The organism is Pseudoxanthomonas beigongshangi (assembly GCF_016820515.1).
GTDB lineage: Bacteria > Pseudomonadota > Gammaproteobacteria > Xanthomonadales > Xanthomonadaceae > Pseudoxanthomonas_A > Pseudoxanthomonas_A beigongshangi.
The window spans coordinates 17,129-39,157 of record NZ_JADHDV010000026.1; the positions used below are offsets into that span (position 1 = coordinate 17,129).

The following is a 22,029-nucleotide window of genomic DNA, read 5'->3' on the forward strand; positions in this document are numbered from 1 at the left end:
AAAAAGATGAGCGACAGGATTCCCCTGCTGATTGATACCGATCCCGGCGTCGATGACGCGCTGGCGCTGTTGATGGCGTTCAACGACGATCGCCACGACGTGATCGGCCTGACCATCGCCGCCGGCAACGTCGGCCTGAAACACACCGTGCGCAATGCGCTGAAGCTGTGCGAGATCAGTGGCCGCGCCGACATCCCGGTATTCGCGGGCGCACCCGAACCGCTGCTGCATCCGGCGCCGGACGCCGGCTACGTGCATGGCCACGACGGTTTCGGCGACATCGGCTACGACGCACCGTCCAAGCAGGCCGAAGCCGAACATGCCGCGCTGGCCATCCTGCGCCTGTCGCACGAACACGCCGGCAAGCTGCTGCTGGTCGCGCTGGGACCGCTGACCAACATCGCGCTGGCGCTGAAGCTGGATCCGACCCTGCCGCAGCGTGTCGCGCGCTTCGTGGTGATGGGCGGCGCGGTAACCTGCCACGGCAACATCACCCCGGCGGCGGAGTTCAATTTCTACTTCGATCCGGAAGCGGCCCACCTGGTGTTCGAGGCGTTCGACCGCATCGAACTCGCGGACTGGGAGGCCACCATCGCCCATGGCCTCCACCACGACCGGGTCGTTGGCTGGCTGCGGGCCGATTCGGACCGGGCCAGGTTCTATGCCGGCATCTCGGAAAAGACCCGGCTGTGGTCGATCGACCGCCGGGGCGACTACTGGTACGCGGCCGACGCCCTGGCCATGGCCTTCGCGCTGGCCCCGGAAGGGACGCTGGAACGGGCCGAACGGCCGCTGGCCATCGAGCTGCAGGGCGCCCACAGCCGGGGCGCCAGCGTGGTGGACTGGCGCCGGGAAGGTGGCAAGCCGGACAAGGCCGACATCCTGCTCAAATACGACCAGGAGCGCTTCGAGGCCCTGATCCAGGCCGCCCTGGCCGCCCGCTGAGGCCGGGCAAGGGGCTGGGTTGCACCGGGACGGGAGGGCAGGCTACAATGCCGCTCTTCCCTATCCCGCAACACGGTGTGCCCGCCATGAAGGCCGACATCCATCCCGATTACCGCGAAGTCGTCTTCCACGACGTGACCTCCGATTTCAAGTTCCTGACCCGCTCGACCCTGGGCAGCAAGGAAACCACGAAGTGGGAAGACGGCAACGACTATCCGCTGATCAAGGTTGAAATTTCCTCCGCTTCGCATCCGTTCTACACGGGCAAGCACAAGGTCATCGACACCAGCGGCCGCATCGACAAGTTCCAGAAGCGCTACGCGCGCTGAGCGAACGGTCGGTTCGTCCTGCAACGGCCGCGCCAGGTGCGCGGCCGTTTGCATTTCCGTCTTTCGCGTAACGCGCGTTGCGCGGCGTCTTATGCTTTGGTCTGAGTTTGGTCTGGAACCGAGCGACGACTCCAAACCGCGTGTGCGATAATCGACGTTATCCGAAGAACCCCCTCCGGACTCCCGTCACACACCGCCCGTGCAAGCGGCCGGTGCTTCCCCACGAAGGAGCGCACACTGTGTCCGAACTCGACCAGGTCACGCTGACCGCCGGCGACAAATCCGTCAACCTGCCGGTCCTGAAACCCACGCTGGGCAACAACTGCGTGGACATCTCCAAGCTGACCAAGGAAACCGGTCTCTTCACCTACGACTCCGGTTTCACCGCCACCGCCAGCTGCAAGTCGGCCATCACCTACATCGATGGCGACAACGGCGTGCTGCTGTACCGCGGTTACCCGATCGAACAGCTGGCCAAGAATTCCAGCTTCCTGGAAGTGGCCTATCTGCTGATGAACGGCGAACTGCCGAGCAAGGCGGAGTTCGAGAAGTTCGATCACGAAGTCACGCATCACACGATGATGCACGAGTCGCTGAAGAACTTCCTGCACGGTTTCCATTACGACGCGCATCCGATGGCGATGCTGGCCGGCACGGTGGCCTCGCTGTCCGCGTTCTACCACGACACCCTGGACCTGGAGGATCCGGAACAGCGCCGCCTGGCCGCCATCCGCCTGATCGCCAAGGTGCCGACGATCGCCGCCGCCGCCTATCGTTATTCGATCGGCTGGCCGATCCGCTATCCGCGCAACAACCTGGACTACGTCAACCGCTTCCTGCACATGATGTTCGAAGTGCCGAGCGAGCCACTGGAACTGAGCCCGGTGGTGGCCAAGGCGCTGGATCTGCTGTTCATCCTGCACGCCGATCATGAGCAGAACGCCTCGACCTCGACCGTTCGCCTGGTCGGCTCCACCGGCGCCAACCCGTACGCTTCGGTCGCCGCGGGCATCACCGCGCTGTGGGGCCCCGCGCACGGCGGCGCCAACGAGGCGGTGCTGAAGATGCTGGAAGAGATCGGCACGCCGGACAAGGTGGACAGCGCCGTCGCCAAGGCCAAGGACAAGGAATCCGGCTTCCGCCTGATGGGCTTCGGCCATCGCGTCTACAAGAACTTCGATCCGCGCGCCAAGATCATCCGCGAGATGACCCACAAGGTGCTGGGCGAACTCGGCGTCAACGATCCGCTGCTGGAAGTGGCGCTGAAGCTGGAAGAGGCCGCGCTGAAGGACGATTACTTCATCCAGCGCAAGCTCTACCCGAACGTCGATTTCTACAGCGGCATCATCTACAAGGCGCTGAAGATCCCGACCGAGATGTTCACCGTCATGTTCGCCATCGGCCGCACCGCCGGCTGGGTCGCGCATTGGCTGGAACAGCAGGTCGACCCGGAAGCCAAGATCGGCCGTCCGCGCCAGATCTACACCGGCTACGATGTGCGCGACTACAAGGGCATCGACCAGCGCTGAGCAATCCGCCGCATCGATGACGCACCGAAACGCAGCGCCCCGCTTTCGCGGGGCGTTTGCTTTTTCAGCAAGGTGAATCGATCGCGTCCTGCCGGGGCGCATCGCGGCGGAAGCGGGAAGCAGGTACTCGATGCCGCCCCCTGCCGCCCCCTGCCGCGCTCAGCCCTGCATGCCGGACTCGTAACCGGCGATTTCCTCTTCGGCCAGTATCTGCCGCAACTGCGTCGCGGAAGCGCGGCGCATCGGCTTTTCGTCGATGCCCGACAGCGGCGCCTGGCGCAGGGCGTCCAGCGGCAGCACGGTCACGTCGAAACTCAGCTCCTCCGCGCTGAACAGCCATACCGGCGCGTCGAGGCTGCGCTCGCGATCCAGGCGCAGCCGGCGCGTGCGGGATTCGGTGGGCATGCGGTTCTCTTCGAGGAAGTGGGCCACGGCCTCCGGATCATCGCTGTGCACATGCAGTTGCACGGCGGCGTTGTTGTCGGACGTGCCATCCAGGACCGGCCCTACCAGCCGGGGCGAGAAGCCATTGAAGAATTCCAGCGCCCTCAGCGCGGCCTCGCGGCGGCGGCGTACGCCGAGCGTATGCGCCTCGCCGACGAACAGGCGCTGGTACTCGCGCAACGCGTCTTCGATCTCCCGGTTGCGGGGCAGCGAGGCGTCGTCGTGGATGCCGAGCCGGTTCGCGGCCTTGAGCTTGGCCTGGTGGAAGTCGCGGATGCCGCCTTCGGCCATCAGCCGGGCGGCCTCGTGGGCAAGCCGCCGGCGGCGCTCGCGGGTGCGGGTTTCGGCGTGCTGACGGGCGTGGTGCATGGCGAGCCTCCGCGTCGAAACTAGCGGCGACTGTACACCAAGGATTGTGAATGTAAATCGGTGGATCACCGGGTGATCCACCGATCCGGCCGCAAGCGGCGTCAGAAGATGTCGAAGGCTTCCTCGTCCGGCACCGCGTCTTCCGGACCGAAGTCGTCGAACTGCTCGATGCGTTCCAGGTCCTCGGCCTTCACCCATTCCGTCGCGCCGTTGGTGGTGACCTGGACCATGCCGGCCGGCGGGTCGTTCGCGGCGATCGGCTTGTCCTTCAGTGCGACCCGCATGTAGTCGATCCAGATCGGCAGCGCGGCCTTGCCGCCATATTCGCGGTAACCCAGCGAGCGGAAGTCGTCGCGACCCACCCAGACCGTGGTGACGTAGGTGCCGCCGAAGCCGGAGAACCAGGCGTCGCGGTGGTCGTTGGTGGAGCCGGTCTTGCCGCCGACATCTTCGCGTCCCAGGGTCTTGGCCGCGGTGCCGGTGCCGCGCTGGACCACGTCGCGCATCATCGAGACCAGCTGGTAGGCCGTGCGCTCGTCGATGGCGCGTGGCGCGGCCACCGTGTCGGCCGTCTGGATCGGCGGTTTGGCGGGCGCGGGCGCGGGCGTGGCCGGCTTGACCGGCGCGGGCTTGGGTGCGGACGCCTGCTGGGGACCGAAATTGAAACCGTCGACCACGTCGTTGGCGGGCGCGGCCGCGTTACCCAGCGAGGTGCCGCCGCAGCCGCGGCAGGCGACCGCCGGCTTTTCCTTGAACAGCACGTTGCCTTCGCGGTCCTTGACCTCATCGATGAACCAGGGCGTGACCCGCGACCCCCCGTTGGCGAACACCGCGTAGCCGCGCGCCACCGACATCGGAGTCAGCGAGGCGGTGCCCAGCGACATCGACAGGTTGGGTGGCAGTTCGGCTTCCTCGAAGCCGAACTGGCTGATGTACTTGCGCGCGAAGTCCACGCCGATGGCGTCGAGCAGGCGCACCGACACCAGGTTGCGCGATTGCACCAGCGCCTCGCGCAGGCGCATCGGGCCGCGGAATCCGCCACCATCGTTCTGCGGGCGCCACATGTGGCCGCGGCGATCGCGGAACACCACCGGCGCGTCGAGCACGATCGAAGCCGGGTTGAAGCCCTTCTCGAAGGCCGCCGCGTACAGGAACGGCTTGAAGCTGGAACCCGGCTGGCGGCGTGCCTGGGTAGCGCGGTTGAACTTGTTGCCGGCGAAGCTGTAGCCGCCGATCAGCGCGCGCAGCGCGCCGGTGTCGGCGTCCAGTGATACCAGCGCGGCCTGCGCACGGGGCACCTGGTCGACGATATAGCTGCCTTCGGTCTTGCCGGCCTTCAGCCGGACCAGGTCGCCGCGCTTGAACAGCTTGCCGGGCGCCTTGCCGGTCCACTGGCTGGCCGACGGCGGCAACACCACTTCGCTGGCGTCGGACAGGACCACGGTGGCGCTGCCGTCGGCGGCGGTGGCGGCGACGATGGCCGGGCGCATGCCGCCCTGCGGCGGTATCCCGGACAGTTGCCCGGCCAGCGCCTTGGCATCGGCGTCGGCGGCGACATCGAAATGGCGCTCCACGCCGTTCCAGCCGTGGCGACGGTCGTACAACTGCAGGCCCTCGCGCACCGCCTGGTCGGCGGCGGCCTGCAGGGTCGCGTCGATGGTGGTGGTGACGTGATAGCCCTTGGTCAGGACGTCGCCGCCGAAGCGGGCGATCATTTCCTGGCGGACCATCTCGGCGACGTAGGGCGCGTAGACCTCCACCGGGCGTTCGTGCGGCGTCGCGTGCATCGGTTCGGCCTTGGCTTCCGCCGCCTGCGCCGGGGTGATGTAGCGGTCCTCGAGCATCCGGTTGATGACGTAAACGCTGCGCTGGTGATTGCGCACCGGGTTGCTGATCGGGTTGCCGCTGGAGGGAAACTTCAGCGCGCTGACCAGCGTCGCGGTCTCTGCCAGGGTCAACTGGTCAAGCGATTTTCCGTAGTAGTACTCGGCGGCCGCGGCCACGCCGTAGGAGCGGTTTCCGAAGAAGCTCTTGTTGAGATAGAGCTCGAGGATCTCGTCCTTGCTCAGCATCTTTTCGATGCGCATCGCCAGCATCATTTCGACGAGCTTGCGCGTGTAGCTGTATTCGGAGCTGAGGAACCACTGCCGGGCGACCTGCTGGGTGATGGTGCTGCCACCGGCGACGCGTCCTTCCTTGCGGCTGAGGATCTGCCAGACCGCGCGGCTGACGCCGGTCAGGTCCACGCCGTTGTGCTTGTAGAAATCCGAGTCCTCGGCCGCGATGAAGGCGCGCTTGACCGGCTCGGGGACATCCTTGATCGACACCGGATAGCGGCGGGTCTCGCCAAACAGGCCGATCAGCCGGCCATCGCTGGCATAGACGTAGAGGGGTTCCTGCAGCTCGACGCTGCGGAGGGACTGGATGTCCGGAACCTTGGCCGAAACCACGTAATAGAGGATGCCGATGGCGGCCAGGCCGGCGAGGGTCAGGGCCAGGCCGGCGAACAGGGCCCAGCGGAAGAGGCGGCGGAAACGGGGCATCCAGAGGGATCCGATTGCAGAATTCTCAAGGGCAGAGTATAGATGACGGCTGGGGTTGCCACCGGCGATCCTAGGGGGAACAGTAACTTGGGTGACAACCTTCGTGAACCGTGACAAGCCGCACAGCCACGAAAACTCAGGTTGCCAAGCGTAAAGAGTTGGTTATTAATGTGGCCGGTAGAAGTACCGTCCAGTGCCCGTCGGAAGGGGAAAGACCGTGGGGCTAATCCCAAGAAGCCAGGCGCCGCTGGTCGGCGTCGATATCAGTTCGACCGCGGTCAAGCTCCTGCAGCTTTCCCGCGTGGGTAACCGTTACCGCGTGGAACACTACGCGGTCGAACCGTTGCCGCCCAATGCCGTGGTGGAGAAGAACATCGTCGAGGTCGAGGCCGTCGGCGAGGCCATCCGGCGCGCGGTGACGCGGGCGGGAACCAAGGTCAAGCACGCTGCCGCCGCGGTGGCCGGCTCGGCCGTCATCACCAAGATCATCCCGATGCCCGCCGACCTGGACGAGAGTGATCTCGAGGCCCAGGTCGAGCTGGAGGCGGTCAACTACATCCCGTACCCGATCGAGGAAGTGAACCTCGACTTCGAGGTGCTCGGCCCGATGCCCAACAATCCCGAGATGGTGCAGGTGCTGCTGGCGGCCTCGCGCTCGGAGAACGTCGAGCTTCGCCAGTCGGCGCTGGAACTCGGGGGGCTGACCGCCAGGGTGATGGACGTGGAGGCCTTCGCGGTCGAGAACGCCTTCGCGCTGATCGCCGACGAACTGCCGATTCCGCAGGACGGCGTGGTGGCGCTGGTCGACATCGGTGCGACCATGACCACCCTGAACGTCCTGCGTCGCGGCCGCAGCCTGTACAGCCGCGAACAGGTGTTCGGCGGCAAGCAGCTGACCGACGAGGTGATGCGCCGCTACGGACTCACCTACGAGGAAGCCGGCCTGGCCAAGCGCCAGGGTGGGCTCCCCGAAAGCTACGAAGTCGAAGTGCTGGAACCGTTCAAGGAAGCCACGGTGCAGCAGATCAGCCGTCTATTGCAGTTCTTCTACGCCGGCAGCGAATTCAACCGGGTCGACCAGATCGTGCTGGCCGGCGGTTGCGCCGCGCTGTCCGGCCTGCCGGAAATGGTGGAAGAGCAACTCGGCGTGCCGACGGTGGTGGCCAATCCGCTCTCGCAGATGACCCTCGGGCCGCGTGTCCAGGCCCATGCGCTGGCCCAGGATGCTCCGGCGCTGATGATTGCCACCGGGTTGGCGCTGAGGAGCTTCGACTGATGGCAAGAATCAACCTACTCCCGTGGCGGGCCGAACGGCGCGCGCAGCGGCAGCGAGATTTCTACGCCATGCTGGGCCTCGCCGCGCTGGGCGGCGTGCTGCTGTCATTCCTGCTCTGGTTCCATTACGACCGCCAGATCAGCGGCCAGATGGTGCGCAATGATTTCCTGACCGGCGAGATCCAGAAGGTCGAATCCCAGATCAAGGAAATCGAGGCGCTGGACAAGCAGAAGGACCGCCTGCTGGCGCGCAAGAAGGTGATCGAGCAGCTGCAGGCCAACCGGTCGCAGATGGTCCACCTGTTCGACTCGCTGGTGCGCACCATCCCCGATGGCGTCGCGTTGTCGAACATCAAGCAGGAAGGCGAGGTCCTGACCCTGGAAGGACGCGCGCAGTCCAACGCCCGGGTCAGCGAATACATGCGCAACCTGGAAGGCTCCGGCTGGATGACCAAGCCCGACCTGGCGATCATCGAAGCCAAGGCGGAGGATGCCAAGGCGTTGACCGGCGGGATCAGCAGTTCGCTGCCCTACGTATTCAACCTGCAGGTGCGGCTGGCCAACCCGAATGCCCCGGAAGGCAAGGACGGCCAGACTCCGGAAAGCGCAGCGCTGTCCGAAGCCAGTGCGGTCGAGGCACCCTCCGCCACCGCCACGCCGGCCACCCCGGCGGCTCCCGGCGACGGGCAGGCACCGGCCGCCGCTCCCGCGCCCGCCTCGCAACCGGCGGCGCCAGCCACCACTCCGGCCGCTCCCTCGACTCCGGCCCAGACGCCCGCCAACAGCCCGGGGAATGCGTCATGAGCCAGAAAAAGACATCGCTCAAGAATCTCGACATCAACAACATCGGCGCCTGGCCGCAGAACGCCAAGATCGGTTTCTGCGTGATCGTCGGCCTGTTCATCGTGGTGATGGCCTATCTGCTGGTGATCAAGGGCAAGCGCCAGGATCTCGTGCAACTGGAACGCCAGGAGAGCACGCTGCGTAGCGACTTCGAGGACAAGCAGGGGCGTGCCGCCAACCTGGGCCCGCTGAAGCAGCAACTGGCGCAGATGGAGCAGGTGCTGCAGCAGATGCTGCGCCAGCTGCCCAGCAAGACCGAGATGCCGGACCTGATCATCGACATCTCGCAGACGGCGCTGTCCAGCGGCCTGTCCAACGAGCTGTTCCAGCCCGGACCGGAGACGCCTAAGGAGTTCTACGCCGAGAAGCCGATCGCCCTGCGCATGGTCGGCAGCTACCACCAGTTCGGTGCCTTCGTCAGCGGCGTGGCTTCGCTGCCGCGCGTGGTCATCCTGACCATGCACGACATCTCGCTCAAGCCCAAGGAGGGCAAGGGCGCCATCACCAGCCGCGGCGCGCTTGAACTGTCGGGTACGGTGAAAACCTATCGTTACCTCGACGAGAAGGAAATCGAGGACCAGGAGAAGGCCGCCGCCGATGCGGCAAAGGCTGGGAAGAAGTGAAGAACATGCACTCCGCTTTCCGCCCCTTGTTCCTGGCTTGCCTGATGGTGTTGCTGGCGGGCTGCGCGCGTGGCGTCACCAGTACGCCGGGCGATGCGCCCAACCTGGAGAAGTGGGTGGCGGACGTACGCGCCCGTCCCGCGCCTCCGCTGGATCCGCTGCCGGTCATGCAGCAGTTCGAAACCTTCGAATATGCCGCGCAGAGCCTGCGTGATCCATTCAGCAATGCCTGGAGCAACGTGGACAATGGGGGCCTGCGGCCCGACCCGAATCGCCGCAAGGAAACCCTCGAGCAGTATCCGCTGGACAGCCTGGACATGGTGGGGACCATCGGCAAAGGACCGGGCCTGATTGCCCTGGTGATGGCGCCGGACAAGGTGACCTACCGGATCCGGCCGGGCAATTACATGGGCCAGAGCGATGGTCACGTCACCGCGGTACGCGAGGACGGCATCGAAATGGTCGAACTGGTGCCGGATGGCGCTGGCGGCTGGCTGGAACGGCCCGCTTCGGTTGCGCTTGAAGATCAATGATTGGGGGAAACACGATGACCGCTTCAAACGCTAATGGCCTGCGGCCGATCCGGCGCCTGGCTTCGCTCAGGATCCAGGGCCTGGGTTTCGCCATCGGCCTGCTGGTCGCCACGGGCGCTGCCGGCGCGGCCAATCCGGTACCCCAGGCGACCGCGCCAGCCACGGCACCGGCCGCCACGCCGGCAGCCGGGCAGGTCGCCATCACCAATATCGACTTCCGCCGCGGCGACGACGGCGCGGGCAGGCTGGTGGTCAAGTTCGACCGGGCCGGCGCGGCCCCCGACCTGCGCAACCTGGGCTCCTCCGTGGTGGTGGACGTCGGCAATGCCGAGATTCCCGCCACCTTGCAGCGCGGCCTGAACGTGGTCGACTTCGCCACCCCGGTGCAGCGGGTTGACGCCCGCCCGAGTGGCAAGGGTACCCAGCTGGTGCTCAGCACCCAGGGCGCCTTCGAATCACTGGCCTACCAGACCGGCAACGAATACGTGGTGGAAATCGCCCCGCGGGCGGACAAGCCGGCTATGGGAGCGCCCGGCGGTACGGCGGCGGGTACGGTCGCCAGCGCGGCGGCCAAGGTGGCGGCCACGCAGAACGCCCGCGCCTACGGGGGACGCCCGGTGACGTTCAATTTCCAGGATGTGCCGGTCCGCACGGTCCTGCAGCTGATCGCCGAGGAATCCAACCTCAACATCGTCGCTTCCGACACCGTGCAGGGCAATGTGACCCTGCGACTGGTCAACGTGCCCTGGGACCAGGCGCTGGACATCGTCCTGCGCGCCAAGGGCCTGGACAAGCGGCGCGATGGCGGCGTGATGTGGGTGGCCCCGCAGCCGGAACTGGCCAAGTTCGAGCAGGACAAGGAAGACGCGCGCATCGCGATCGAGAATCGCGAGGACCTGGTCACGGACTACATCCAGATCAACTACCACAACGCCGCGGCGATCTTCAAAGCCATCACCGAAGCCAAGGGCATCGGCAACAGCAGCGGTGGCTCCGGCGGCAGCGGCCCGGGCGGTCAACAGGAAAACAGCTTCCTGTCGCCGCGCGGGCGCATCGTTGCCGACGAGCGCACCAACACGCTGATGATCAACGACATCCCGAAGAAGATCGCGCAGATGCGCGAGCTCATCAGCGTGATCGACCGCCCGGTCGACCAGGTGCTGATCGAAGGCCGCATCGTGATCGCCACCGACAGCTTTGCCCGCGATCTGGGCGCGCGATTCGGCATCGGTGGACGCCGCAGCTACAACAACGGCGACAACACCGGCACGATCGGCAGCGGCTTGCCGGATGCGGGGACGTCGCCGGCCAATCGCGGCCTCAACGTCAACCTGCCGGCGAAGACCTATACCCTGGGGACGCCCGCGTCCATCGCCTACACGCTGCTGGGCCGCAATTTCAACCTGGACATCGAACTGCAGGCGCTGCAGGAAGAGGGCCGTGGCGAAGTGATTTCGAACCCCCGCCTGGTCACCACCAACCAGCGTGAAGCGGTCATCAAGCAGGGCCGCGAGGTCGGCTACCTGACCGTCACCGGCGGCGGCACCGGCGTGCTGACGCCCACCGTGCAGTTCAAGGAAGCCGTGCTGGAACTGAAGGTCGTGCCGACCATCACCAGCGACAATCGCGTGTTCCTGTCGCTGAACGTGAAGAAGGACGAAGTGCTGCGGTTCATCGAGATGGGCGACTTCGGTTCGGTGCCGGAAATCGCCAAGCGCGAGATCAACACCGCGGTGCTGGTCGACGATGGCCAGACCGTTGTCATCGGCGGGGTCTACGAGTTCACCGATCGCACCAGCATCGCCAAGGTGCCGTTCCTGGGCGACATCCCTTTCCTGGGCAACCTGTTCAAGAAGAAGGGACGCAACAAGGAAAAGGCGGAGCTGCTGATCTTCGTCACCCCGAAGGTCCTTCGGGTGGCACCGCAGCAGGCGCTGTCGCGCGCGGCCAACTGAAGCACGCGCAATCCGCCATCGGAATGACGACGGGGGCTTCGGCCCCCGTCCGCGTTTCGGGGACGGCGGGGACCACGTGCACGCGGGCTAAACCGGTGGATGGGGCTGGCTGAACCAATCCATCTTTCCTTGGGTCACAATGGCCCTCCGATTCCGCACAGCCGCTCCCGATGGAAAATTCCGCTTCCGCGCCGCTTCCGCCGCCCGAGCAGGGGCGCCTGCATGCCGCGTTCACCGCGCTGAGACAGGACCTGTCGGACACCATCGTCGGCCAGGCCGCGCTCATCGAGCGCCTGCTGATCGCGCTGCTCGCGGACGGGCATCTGCTGGTCGAGGGCGCGCCGGGCCTGGCCAAGACCACGGCGGTCCGGGCGCTGGCGGGCCGGCTGGAGGCGGACTTCGCCCGGGTCCAGTTCACCCCGGACCTCCTGCCCGCCGATCTGACCGGCACCGAGGTGTGGCGTCCCCAGGACGGCCGTTTCGAATTCCAGCCGGGACCGATCTTCCACCCGCTGCTGCTGGCCGACGAGATCAACCGCGCGCCGGCCAAGGTGCAGTCGGCGTTGCTGGAGGCCATGGGCGAGCGCCAGGTCACGGTCGGCCGGCACACCTATCCGTTGCCGGCGCTGTTCCTGGTGATGGCGACCCAGAACCCGATCGAACAGGAAGGCACCTTCCCGCTGCCGGAAGCCCAGCTCGATCGTTTCCTGATGCACGTGCGCATCGGTTATCCCGAGGCTTCCGCGGAAGCGGAAATCCTGCGTCTGGCGCGCGAGCGCGCGCAGCAGACCCTGAAACCGGTGCCGGCCACACTGACCCGGATGCCGCAGGAAGACGTGTTCGCCGCGCGCAAGGCGGTGCTGGACCTGCATGTGGCGCCGCAACTCGAGCGCTACCTGATCGAACTCGTGCTCGCATCGCGCGACGCCGCGCGTTACGACCCGAAATTGGCGCGGCGCATCGCATGGGGCGCGAGCCCGCGGGGTTCCATCGCGCTGGAACGCTGCGCGCGCGCGCGCGCCTGGCTGGCCGGACGCGACTACGTGACGCCGGAGGACGTGCGCGCGATCGCCCCGGACGTGCTGCGCCATCGCGTGTTGCCCAGCTACGAAGCCACCGCCGAAGGCTGGGATGGCGATCGCCTGGTCGCGGCGCTGCTCGACATCGTGCCGTTGCCCTGAGGGAACCGGCATGGCGATCAACGGCGACGGCATCGCCCCGACCCTGGCCGAACTGGTCGCGCTGCGCGCCACCGCGCAGCGACGCAAGCCGGCGCGCCACGGTCGGCATTCGATCACCGGGCCGGCAGCGTCGACCCTGCGCGGAAGGGGGATGGAATACGCCGAATCGCGTGAGTACGTGCCCGGCGACGACGTGCGCCACATCGACTGGCGATTGACCGCGCGCAGCGGGCGGACCCATACCAAGCTGTTCCAGGCCGAACGCGAAAGACTGACGCTGATCGTGGCCGATACCTCGCCGCTGCTGTATTTCGGCACCCGGGTACGCTTCAAATCCACCCAGGCCGCGCGCGCCGGCGCGGTGGCGGCCTGGAGCGCGATACGCGACGGTGATCGCGTCGCGGCGCTGCGCGGTACCGCCGCCGAGCCGCCGGTGCCGCCGGCGTCCGGAACGCGGGGAGCGCTGCGCGTGCTGGATGCGCTGGTGCGCTGGTACGAGCGTCCGCCCACGGACGATCAGGGACTGGCGGTCGCGCTGGATCATGCCGCGCGCCTGCTGCGGCCCGGCTCACGGATGATCGTGCTGGCCGATCCGCACAGTGTCGCGGCCATTCCGCAGAGTGACTGGCCGCGTTGGGCCGCACATCACGAGATCAGCGTGGTGATGCTGTTCGATGCGCTGGAAGCCTCGCCACCTGCGTCCGCGCTTCCGTTCCAGGCCGGTGGAAGCCGGGTGGAACTCGATCTGGCCGACGCCGCCCAGCGACAACGCTGGCAGCGGTACTTCTCGGAACCCATGCAGGCCGCGGTGCGCGGGTTGCCGCTGCGTGGCGTGCGTGCCTATGCCCTGCGTGGCGATGCGCCGAGTGAATCCTGGCTGCCCGCGGGCGCACCGACACCGCAGGTGGCCTGATGAAGCCAGCCGATCTGGTCTTGCGCGATGTCCATCTGCCGCCCACGCCGGCCTGGTGGCCGCTGGCGCCCGGTTGGTGGTTGCTGGCGGGATTGCTGGCGGTGGTCGTCGTGTTTTTCGTGGCGCGCCATTGGCGTCGAAGCCGGCGCCAGCGCCAGTGGCTGCGCTGGTTCGACGAGAGCGGCCTGGGCGACGCACCGGCCGCGCAGGTGGCGGCGATGTCCGATCTGCTGCGTCGTGCGGCGCGCGAGGCCGATTCCGGCACGACCCGCCTGTCGGGCGAAGCCTGGTTGCGGTTCCTCGATGGCGACACCGCGGGAGCGTTCTCGCAGGGGGAGGGCCGCCTGCTGCTGGATGGCGGCTATCGACGGGAAGTCGACGCCGATGCGGTCGCGCGCCTGCGTGGACTGGCGCGTGCGCGTTTCCTGCAATTGATGGCGGGCAAGCGATGATCGGCGACTGGCCGCTGCTGCAGGCCTTGCGCGACGCGTACGCCGGATTCGCGTGGCCGTGGATGTGGCTGGCGTTTCCGCTTCCGTGGCTGATGCGCTGGTTGCTGCCGCCGGTCCGGAGCACCTCGGCGGCGCTGCGTGTTCCCTATGGTGGAAACCTGCAGGCCATCGCGGCGACGCATGGATTCCTGGGCAAGCGCCGGGTGGCGGCGCTGGCCTGGCTGACCTGGTTCCTGCTGTGCGCGGCGGCGGCCCGGCCGCAGACTTTCGGCGAGGCCGTCACGCCACCGCAAAGCGGACGTGACCTGATGCTGGCCGTGGACCTGTCCGGCAGCATGAGCGAGGCCGACATGGAGCTCGGCGGCAGTGTCGTGGATCGGCTGACGGCCGCCAAGGCGGTGCTCGCGGATTTCCTCGACCGCCGCGCCGGCGATCGGGTGGGCCTGCTCGTGTTCGGTCAGCGCGCCTACACGCTCACTCCGCTGACGATGGATCGGCAGAGCGTGCGCGAGCAATTGCGCGACAGCGTGGTGGGACTGGCCGGCAGGGAAACCGCGGTGGGCGATGCGATCGGCCTGGCGGTCAAGCGATTGGCGGCGCAGGAGAAAGGGCAGCGCGTACTGATCCTGCTGACCGACGGCGTGAACACCGCCGGCATGCTCGAGCCGTTGAAGGCGGCCGAACTCGCGGCGCAGGCACGCGTGCGCGTGCACACCATCGCCTTTGGCGGCAGCGGCATGACTTCGTTCTTCGGCATGGCGGTGCCGTTGCCGGGAGCTGGCGGAGAGGAGATCGACGAGGACACCCTGCGGCGCATCGCCAAGCAGACCGGCGGGCGCTTCTTCCGCGCACGCGATATCGAGCAGCTGGCGAGCATCTATGCGGAGCTGGACCGCCTGGAACCTGTGGAACTGCCCGGTGAACAGGTGCGTCCGCGCGTCGAGCGCTATCCGCTGCCGCTGGCGGCAGCGCTGTGCGTGGGATTGCTCGCCTTCGCATTGCCACGGAGGCACGCATGACGACATGGATGGAATCGCTGCATTTCCTGCGTCCGCAGTTGCTGTGGTTGTTGCTGCTGGCGCCGCTGATCGGCGCGGGTTGGCGGCTGCGCCAACGGCGGGCGAATGTCTGGCGGCAGGCGGTGGATGCGCACCTGCTGCCGCACCTGCTCGCCGGCGCGGGACGCGCCGGATGGATCGCGCCGATCCTGCTGGCGCTGGGTTTCGCGATGGCGATAGTGGCGTTGGCCGGACCGAGCTGGCGCCAGGGCGAACAGCCATTGTGGGAACAACGCGCTCCGCTGGTGATCGCCCTGGATCTGTCCAGCGCCAGTGAAGCCGCTGATCTGCCGCCGTCGCGCCTGTTGCAGGCGCGCGGCAAGCTGGCCACGTTGCTGCGCCAGCGCCAAGGTGGGCAGGTGGCGCTGGTGGCGTACGCGGGCGATGCGTTCACGGTGGCGCCGTTGACCGAAGACGCGGACAACGTCGCATTGTTCCTCGACGCGCTGTCTCCCGACGTCATGCCGGCCGATGGGCAGCGGATGGATCGTGCGATTGAGGGGGCGGCGCGGCTGCTGAAGCAAGCGGGTTTCGACCGCGGCGAGATCCTGCTGATGGCGGATCATGCGGACGCGGCCGCGCTCGAAGCGGCGGCCCGGGCGTCCCGGCAGGGCTATCGTGTTTCCGTGCTGGGCCTGGGCAGCGAAGCCGGAGCGGCCTACCGCGCGCGCGATGGCGCGCTGGCCCGGACACGGCTGGATGCGGCGTCGTTGCGCCAGCTCGCGCAGCGCGGAGGCGGACGTTTCGAGGTACTGGCGCGCGAGAGTACGGATCTGGAAGCGCTCGGCGTGCTGGCGCCGGACAGCATCGACGCCGCCAGTCCATCCGGTACGCGCGGCAAGGCGTGGCTGGACGAGGGTTACTGGTTGTTGCCTCCGTTGATGCTGCTGATGCTGCTCGCCTTCCGTCGTGGCGCCGCATTGATGCTGCTCGCCGGTTGTTCGTTGCTGTGGGCACAGCCTTCTCAGGCCGCCGACGGCAACTGGTGGCGCCGTGCGGATCAGCAGCAGCACGCGCGGATGGAACAGGGCGTGCAGGCCTACCGCAAGGGCGACTTCGCCGCGGCGGAACAGGCGTTCGCCGGTCAGGACAATGCCGAAGCGCAGTACAACCTCGGCAACGCGCTGGCCAAGCAGGGCCGCTACGACGAGGCCATCGGCGCCTACGACAGGGCGTTGCAGCGGCAGCCGGGCATGCAGGATGCGATTGCCAACCGCCGCGCGGTCGAACAGGCGCGGCAACGCCAGCAAGGGCAGGGACAGCAGGGCAAGAATTCCTCCGATCGCGGCGCCGGCAACGCCGGCGCTTCGCCGAACGCTTCGCGCGCGGCGAACAATGCCGCCGCCTCGCAGCAGCAGGGACAGCCACCACCGGCGACACCCGGCAAACCGCCGCAGCCGCAAGCGGATTCGGCGCAATCCCCGGCGCGGACGGCCTCGCAGCCGCCGGATTCACCCGCGAATCCGCAGGCCCAGCAGGCCGCCGACGCGGCCCAGCGCGAGCGCATGCGCCAGGCGCTCGCGCGGCAGCCGGAAAAGCGTGACGGCAAGGCTTCGACGGGCCAGGCCGCCGCCGACGAGACGCCCGCCGAACGCGAGCGCCGCCAGGCACTGCAGGCCTGGTTGAAGCGGGTGCCGGATGATCCGGGCGGATTGCTGAAGGCCAAATTCCAGCTGGAACACGAACGTCGGATGAGGGAAGGGCAATGAGAGCGTGGTGGCGACATCCGATCGGCGTGTTGATGTGGCTCGTGCTGGCATTGGCCGCATGGCCGGCGCAGGCGCAGGTAGAGGCGCGCCTGGATCGCAACCCGATCGATCTCGGTGACACGGTGGCGCTGACCGTCCAGTCGACGGGCGCGGCGTCGGCGCCGGATCTCACGCCGCTGATGCAGGACTTCGAATTGCTGGACCAGAGCAGCGGCCGCTCGTTCGAAATGATCAACGGCGCCAGCGCTTCGCGGGTGACCTACCAGATCACGCTGCGGCCGCGCCGCGAAGGCAATCTGGTCATTCCCGCCTTGCAGGTCGGAAAACAGCGCACCGCGCCCATCGCGCTGACCGTCCGGCCCGCGCCGCCGGTCGCCACGCGCGCGGGCAATGCCGATGTGTTCCTGGAAACCGAAGTGGACGACGCCACGCCCTATGTCCAGCAGAGCGTGGGCGTGGTGCTGCGCCTGTTCTATGGCGTACCGCTGGTGTCCGGCGAACTGGATCTGGACGCGCCGGATGGCGCGGTGCTGCAGAAGATCGGCGACGACGTGCAAGGCAGCCGGGAGATCAACGGCCGTCGCTATAACCTGATCGAAAGGCGCTTCCTGCTGGTGCCCGAGCGCAGTGGAACCGTGACCCTGCCGGCGCCCCGGTTCAACGGGCGCGGCGCGGGCGGCTGGTTCGACGATCTGGTCGGCAACGGGCGGCGTGAGTTGCGGGTTGCCGGTGCGCCGCGCGCACTGGTGGTGCGCGCGCAGCCACCGGGAGCCCCGCAACCCTGGCTGCCGCTGCGGGATCTGCGCCTACGCTATGTCGGCGCGCCCACGGCGGCGCGGGTGGGCGAGGCGGCGACGCTGGTCGTGGAAGGCGTTGCCGAGGGCGCCACGCGGGCGCAGCTTCCGGAGATGCCGGTGCCATCGGTGCCGGGCGCGCAGGTATTCGCCGAACCGATTCAATATGACGAGACCTTCACTGGCGGCACGCCGCAGGTGAAGTGGACCCAGCGCTATGCGGTGGTGCCGGATCGCCCGGGACGCCTGATGGTGTCGGGGCTGGGAATTCCCTGGTGGGACGTGGCGGCCAGCGCGGCGAAAACGGCCCGGTTGCCGGATCTGCCGTTGCAGGTGGCCGCCGGCGCGCCCGCCCCTGCGGCCACCGTGCCCGGTGCCGCGCCCGCCACGCTGATCGGCCCGGCGGGGAACGGCCGCGCGCTCGCGGGCGATGGCGTCTGGCCATGGCTGGCGGTGGCGTTCGCGGTGCTCTGGCTGATCACCCTGGTATGGGCGCTCCAGCGCCGGCGTGCTCCCGCGCCGGCGCCGGCGCATGACGGCGCCGCTCGCACGGCGCCGGCCCCTCGCCATGCGTTGCCGGATCTCAAGCGCGCGCTGGATACCGGCAGCCTGGACGAGGTGGGCGAAGTGCTGCGCGGCATGGTCAGCCCGCCCGCGGCGGATCTGGACGAACTCGTGCGGCGCCTGCAACCGCCCGCGCAACGCGATGCGGTGGAACAATTGCGGCGGGCCCGATGGGCCGATGGCGACGGCAGTGCCGCCCGCGGCGCGCTGAGAACGGCATTCGCCGACGGTCCCCGCTGGCATGAGGACGTGACACCGCCGCGGGCGCCGTTGCCGCCGTTGTATCCACCGGCCTGAGCGGATTGACGCAGGCGCACAACGGCCGGCCCGGGCAGGTTTGCTAAGCTGGATGCTTCGTTCCGAAGGCATCCCTCATGACCGAAGCCCCGACCACCGGCAAGAACAAGCTACCGCTGCACTGGAAAATGGCGATCGGTTTCATCGCCGGCCTGGCAATGGGATTGCTGGTGTACATGACGGGAATCGGCCAGCTGACCGCCGCCGGCACCGGCAATCCGGCCTGCGTCGCCGGGGCCGCCGATCTGCCCTGGCAGTGCATGCCATGGGTGCAGCTGATCACCAGTTACGTGACCGGGCCGATTGGCCAGCTGTTCCTCAATCTCATCTTCATGCTGGTGGTGCCTCTGCTGTTCTCGGCGCTGGTGGTCGGCGTTTCCGAGATGGGCGATATCCGGGCGTTCGGCCGGGTAGGCTGGCGTACCCTGGGCTACACCGTGCTGATGTCGTCCATCGCGGTGGTGCTGGGCCTGCTGTTGGTCAACTGGTTGCAACCGGGCAGCGGCATTGACCGCGAGACCGCGCAGCACCTGCTGGCCGAGGGGGCGCAACGCGCCAGCGCCATCGTCGCCAGCACGCACGAGCAGCCGCACGGGCTCGACATGCTGCTGTCGATCGTGCCGGACAACGTCATCAAGGCGGCCGCCGACAACACCATCCTGGCGGTGATGTTCTTCGCCCTGATGCTGGGCATCGGCATGGTGCTGACGCCCGGCAAGGCCACCGATACGCTGCGCGAGGGCATCCAGGGTCTGTTCGACGTGTCGATGACCCTGATCGGCCTGGTGATCCGCCTGGCCCCGTACGCGGTGTTCTGCTTCATGTTCGACCTGGCCGCGAAGTTCGGCTGGGACCTGTTGTTCAAGCTCGCCAGCTATGTCGGCGTGGTGGTGCTGGCGTTGGCCCTGCACCTGTTCGTGGTCTATTCGATCGCGTTGCGCGCGATCGGCGGCTACTCGCCACGCGCGTTCTTCCGCGGCACCCAGGAAGCGATGGTGCTGGCGTTCTCCACCGCGTCCAGCAACGCCACCCTGCCGACCTCGCTGCGGGTGGCGGAAGAGAAGCTCGGCCTGCCGCCGCGGATCTCGCGCTTCGTGCTGACCGTCGGCGCCACCGCCAACCAGAACGGCACCGCGTTGTTCGAGGGCGTGACGGTGATCTTCCTGGCCCAGTTCTTCGGCGTGGACCTGACCCTGTTCCAGCAGGTGCTGGTGATGCTGGTGTGCATCCTCGGCGGCATCGGCACGGCCGGCGTGCCGTCTGGCTCGCTGCCGGTGGTGGCGATGATCTGCGGCATGGTCGGCGTACCGCCGCAGGGCATCGGCCTGATCCTGGGCGTCAACCATTTCCTCGACATGTGCCGCACCACCCTCAACGTCACCGGCGACATCGCGATCGCGGCGATGGTGTCCAAGGGCGAAACCGATCGCGGGCACACCTGAGTTCGTGATCCGGCCGAATCCGCTCCCGACGCCCCGCCAATCGCGGGGCGTCGGCGTTTCGTGGCCGGGAAACACTGAAGACAGGAAATCCTGGGTCCCCGCAAGTCACTGATTCAAGGGGGGATTCGGTTGGCCGGGCGATGCCGCCGTTTCTGCCCGGCCGCCGGTCTATGGGACAATGGGCGGCCCGCATTCCGGCGCGCCACTCCAAAGCCCCGAACTCCCCATGACGACGCCCTCCCGCCGCCAGCTCGCCAACGCCATCCGTTTCCTCGCCGCCGACGCGGTCGAAACCGCCAAGTCCGGTCACCCGGGCATGCCCATGGGCATGGCCGACATCGCCGAAGTGCTCTGGAACGATTACCTGAGCCACAGCCCGAAGAACCCGCACTGGTTCAACCGCGATCGCTTCATCCTGTCCAACGGCCACGGCTCGATGCTGCAGTACGCGCTGCTGCACCTGAGCGGCTACGACCTGCCGCTGGAAGAGCTCAAGCATTTCCGCCAGTTGCACAGCAAGACCGCCGGCCATCCGGAACGCCACGAAACCCCCGGCGTGGAAACCACCACCGGTCCGCTGGGCCAGGGTTTCGCCAACGCGGTCGGTTTCGCGCTGGCCGAGAAGCTGCTGGCGCAGCGCTTCAACCGTCCCGAATTCGAAATCGTCGATCACCGCACCTGGGTGTTCATGGGCGACGGCTGCCTGATGGAAGGCGTGTCGCACGAAGCCGCCTCGCTGGCCGGCACCTGGGGCTTGAACAAGCTGGTCTGCTTCTGGGACGACAACCACATCTCGATCGACGGCAACACCGATGGCTGGTTCACTGACGACACCCCGGCGCGCTTCGAAGCCTATGGCTGGCAGGTGGTGCGCAACGTCAACGGCCATGATCCGGTCGAGATCAAGGCCGCCATCGACACCGCGCTGAAATCGGAAGACAAGCCGGTGCTGATCTGCTGCCGCACCACGATTGGTTTCGGTTCGCCGAACAAGGCCGGCAAGGAGTCCTCGCACGGGGCGCCGCTGGGCAAGGAGGAACTGGAAGCCACCCGCAAGGCGCTGGAGTGGCCGTACGGCCCGTTCGAGATTCCGCAGGAAATCTACGACGGCTGGCGCGCCGGCAACACCGGCCTGGTGCGCGAGGAACAGTGGAACATGCTGTTCGACAAGTACGCCGCGCAGTATCCGGAACAGGCCGCCGAACTGAGCCGCCGCTCGCATGGCGACCTGCCGGAAGGCTTCCTGGCCGCCGCCGATGCCTTCATCGCCAAGACCCAGGCCGAAGGCCCGGTGATCGCCTCGCGCAAGGCTTCGCAGCTGGCGATCGAAGCGTTCGCCCCGCTGCTGCCGGAAATGATCGGTGGTTCGGCGGATCTGGCGCACTCCAACCTGACCCTGTGGAAGGCCAGCAAGTCGGTCGCCACCGATGATCCGAACGCCAACTACGTGTACTACGGCGTGCGCGAGTTCGGCATGACCGCGATCAGCAACGGCCTGGCGCTGCACGGCGGTTTCCTGCCGTTCGACGCGACCTTCCTGGTGTTCAGCGATTACGCGCGCAACGCGGTGCGCATGAGCGCGCTGATTCCGGCCCACGCCATCCACGTCTACACCCACGATTCCATCGGCCTGGGCGAGGACGGTCCGACCCACCAGCCGGTCGAGCACCTGGCGTCGCTGCGCTACATCCACAACAACGATGTGTGGCGCCCGTGCGACGCGGTCGAGTCGGCGGTGTCGTGGAAGGCGGCGATCGTCCGCCGCGACGGCCCGAGCTGCCTGATTTTCTCGCGCCAGAACCTGCCGCACCAGGCGCGCAGCGAAGCGCAGGTCGCCGACATCGCGCGCGGCGGTTACGTGCTGGCCGATGCCGCCGGCACACCGGACGTGATCCTGATCGCCACCGGCTCGGAAGTGGGCCTGGCCATGCAGGCCAAGACCACGCTGGATGCCGAAGGCCTGAAGACCCGCGTGGTGTCGATGCCGTCGACCAACGTGTTCGATCGCCAGCCGGCCGAGTACCGCGAAGCGGTGCTGCCGAAGGCGGTGCGCAAGCGCGTGGCGGTGGAAGCGGCGACCACCGATTTCTGGCGCAAGTATGTCGGCCTGGACGGCGCGGTCGTGGGCATGGAGAGCTTCGGTGCCTCCGCGCCGGCGGAAGCGCTCTACAAGCACTTCGGCATCACCGTGGAGAAGGTGGTCGAGGCGGTGAAGTCGCTGGATTGAGAAC

18 protein-coding genes are annotated in these 22,029 nt (G+C 67.5%); 16 read left to right on the forward strand and 2 right to left on the reverse strand.

The annotated features are described in order from the left end of the window. Positions 1-6: 6 nt before the first annotated feature. The 3 genes from IQ458_RS16365 to IQ458_RS16375 all read left to right on the forward strand — a co-directional run bounded on the left by IQ458_RS16365 (position 7) and on the right by IQ458_RS16375 (position 2,803). Positions 7-945: a nucleoside hydrolase gene (locus IQ458_RS16365; RefSeq protein ID WP_203323488.1), complete on the forward strand. Its 939-nt coding sequence runs from the start codon at positions 7-9 to the stop codon at positions 943-945. A gap of 86 nt (positions 946-1,031) precedes the next feature. Then, the gene (locus tag IQ458_RS16370; protein WP_141453991.1) at positions 1,032-1,274 is read left to right on the forward strand and encodes a type B 50S ribosomal protein L31; all 243 of its coding nucleotides are present in this window, start codon (positions 1,032-1,034) and stop codon (positions 1,272-1,274) included. Between the two features lie 239 nt (positions 1,275-1,513). Next, a complete protein-coding gene (locus IQ458_RS16375) occupies positions 1,514-2,803 on the forward strand; it encodes a citrate synthase (protein ID WP_141453990.1) in 1,290 nt (429 codons plus the stop codon). Between the two features lie 159 nt (positions 2,804-2,962). On the opposite strand, the gene IQ458_RS16380 is transcribed toward IQ458_RS16375, so the two are convergent. After that, a complete protein-coding gene (locus IQ458_RS16380; RefSeq protein ID WP_203323489.1) occupies positions 2,963-3,616 on the reverse strand; it encodes a hypothetical protein in 654 nt (217 codons plus the stop codon). A 101-nt stretch (positions 3,617-3,717) separates the two neighbouring features. Beyond that, a complete protein-coding gene (locus IQ458_RS16385; protein WP_203323490.1) occupies positions 3,718-6,159 on the reverse strand; it encodes a penicillin-binding protein 1A in 2,442 nt (813 codons plus the stop codon). Positions 6,160-6,376: 217 nt separating this feature from the next. Between IQ458_RS16385 and IQ458_RS16390 the strand changes: the two genes are divergently transcribed. From IQ458_RS16390 to tkt, 13 genes are all read left to right on the forward strand, one after another. Next, on the forward strand, positions 6,377-7,435 hold the full coding sequence (locus tag IQ458_RS16390; protein ID WP_343205581.1) for a pilus assembly protein PilM: 1,059 nt from the start codon (positions 6,377-6,379) through the stop codon (positions 7,433-7,435). Continuing rightward, positions 7,435-8,238, forward strand: coding sequence for a PilN domain-containing protein (locus tag IQ458_RS16395; RefSeq protein ID WP_183644328.1), 804 nt, complete (start codon positions 7,435-7,437; stop codon positions 8,236-8,238). The genes IQ458_RS16390 and IQ458_RS16395 overlap by 1 nt, the downstream gene beginning before the upstream one ends. Beyond that, positions 8,235-8,900: a type IV pilus inner membrane component PilO gene (locus IQ458_RS16400; RefSeq protein WP_141453983.1), complete on the forward strand. Its 666-nt coding sequence runs from the start codon at positions 8,235-8,237 to the stop codon at positions 8,898-8,900. Before IQ458_RS16395 ends, IQ458_RS16400 begins: the two co-directional genes overlap by 4 nt. Positions 8,901-8,905: 5 nt before the next feature. Next, the gene (locus IQ458_RS16405; RefSeq protein ID WP_203323491.1) at positions 8,906-9,433 is read left to right on the forward strand and encodes a pilus assembly protein PilP; all 528 of its coding nucleotides are present in this window, start codon (positions 8,906-8,908) and stop codon (positions 9,431-9,433) included. A 14-nt stretch (positions 9,434-9,447) separates the two neighbouring features. After that, positions 9,448-11,388, forward strand: a complete 1,941-nt coding sequence (locus IQ458_RS16410) for a type IV pilus secretin PilQ (RefSeq protein WP_183644322.1) — start codon at positions 9,448-9,450, stop codon at positions 11,386-11,388. 170 nt (positions 11,389-11,558) lie between these two features. Then, positions 11,559-12,569 (forward strand): AAA family ATPase, encoded by a 1,011-nt coding sequence (locus IQ458_RS16415; RefSeq protein ID WP_183644319.1) that lies wholly within the window; start codon positions 11,559-11,561, stop codon positions 12,567-12,569. 10 nt (positions 12,570-12,579) lie between these two features. Then, positions 12,580-13,482, forward strand: coding sequence for a DUF58 domain-containing protein (locus tag IQ458_RS16420; protein ID WP_203323492.1), 903 nt, complete (start codon positions 12,580-12,582; stop codon positions 13,480-13,482). After that, positions 13,482-13,934: a DUF4381 domain-containing protein gene (locus IQ458_RS19680; protein WP_235996910.1), complete on the forward strand. Its 453-nt coding sequence runs from the start codon at positions 13,482-13,484 to the stop codon at positions 13,932-13,934. The genes IQ458_RS16420 and IQ458_RS19680 overlap by 1 nt, the downstream gene beginning before the upstream one ends. Next, on the forward strand, positions 13,931-14,953 hold the full coding sequence (locus IQ458_RS16425) for a vWA domain-containing protein (protein ID WP_235996912.1): 1,023 nt from the start codon (positions 13,931-13,933) through the stop codon (positions 14,951-14,953). Before IQ458_RS19680 ends, IQ458_RS16425 begins: the two co-directional genes overlap by 4 nt. Then, on the forward strand, positions 14,932-16,701 hold the full coding sequence (locus IQ458_RS16430) for a vWA domain-containing protein (RefSeq protein ID WP_425504711.1): 1,770 nt from the start codon (positions 14,932-14,934) through the stop codon (positions 16,699-16,701). The genes IQ458_RS16425 and IQ458_RS16430 overlap by 22 nt, the downstream gene beginning before the upstream one ends. Positions 16,702-16,733: 32 nt before the next feature. After that, entirely contained in the window at positions 16,734-18,356 is a 1,623-nt protein-coding gene (locus IQ458_RS16435; RefSeq protein WP_235996917.1) for a BatD family protein, read from the forward strand. 77 nt (positions 18,357-18,433) lie between these two features. After that, the gene (locus IQ458_RS16440) at positions 18,434-19,798 is read left to right on the forward strand and encodes a dicarboxylate/amino acid:cation symporter (protein ID WP_203323496.1); all 1,365 of its coding nucleotides are present in this window, start codon (positions 18,434-18,436) and stop codon (positions 19,796-19,798) included. Between the two features lie 226 nt (positions 19,799-20,024). Then, complete coding sequence (gene tkt / locus IQ458_RS16445) at positions 20,025-22,025, forward strand: transketolase (protein WP_203323497.1); 2,001 nt, start codon at positions 20,025-20,027, stop codon at positions 22,023-22,025. The last annotated feature ends 4 nt before the right edge of the window (positions 22,026-22,029 follow it).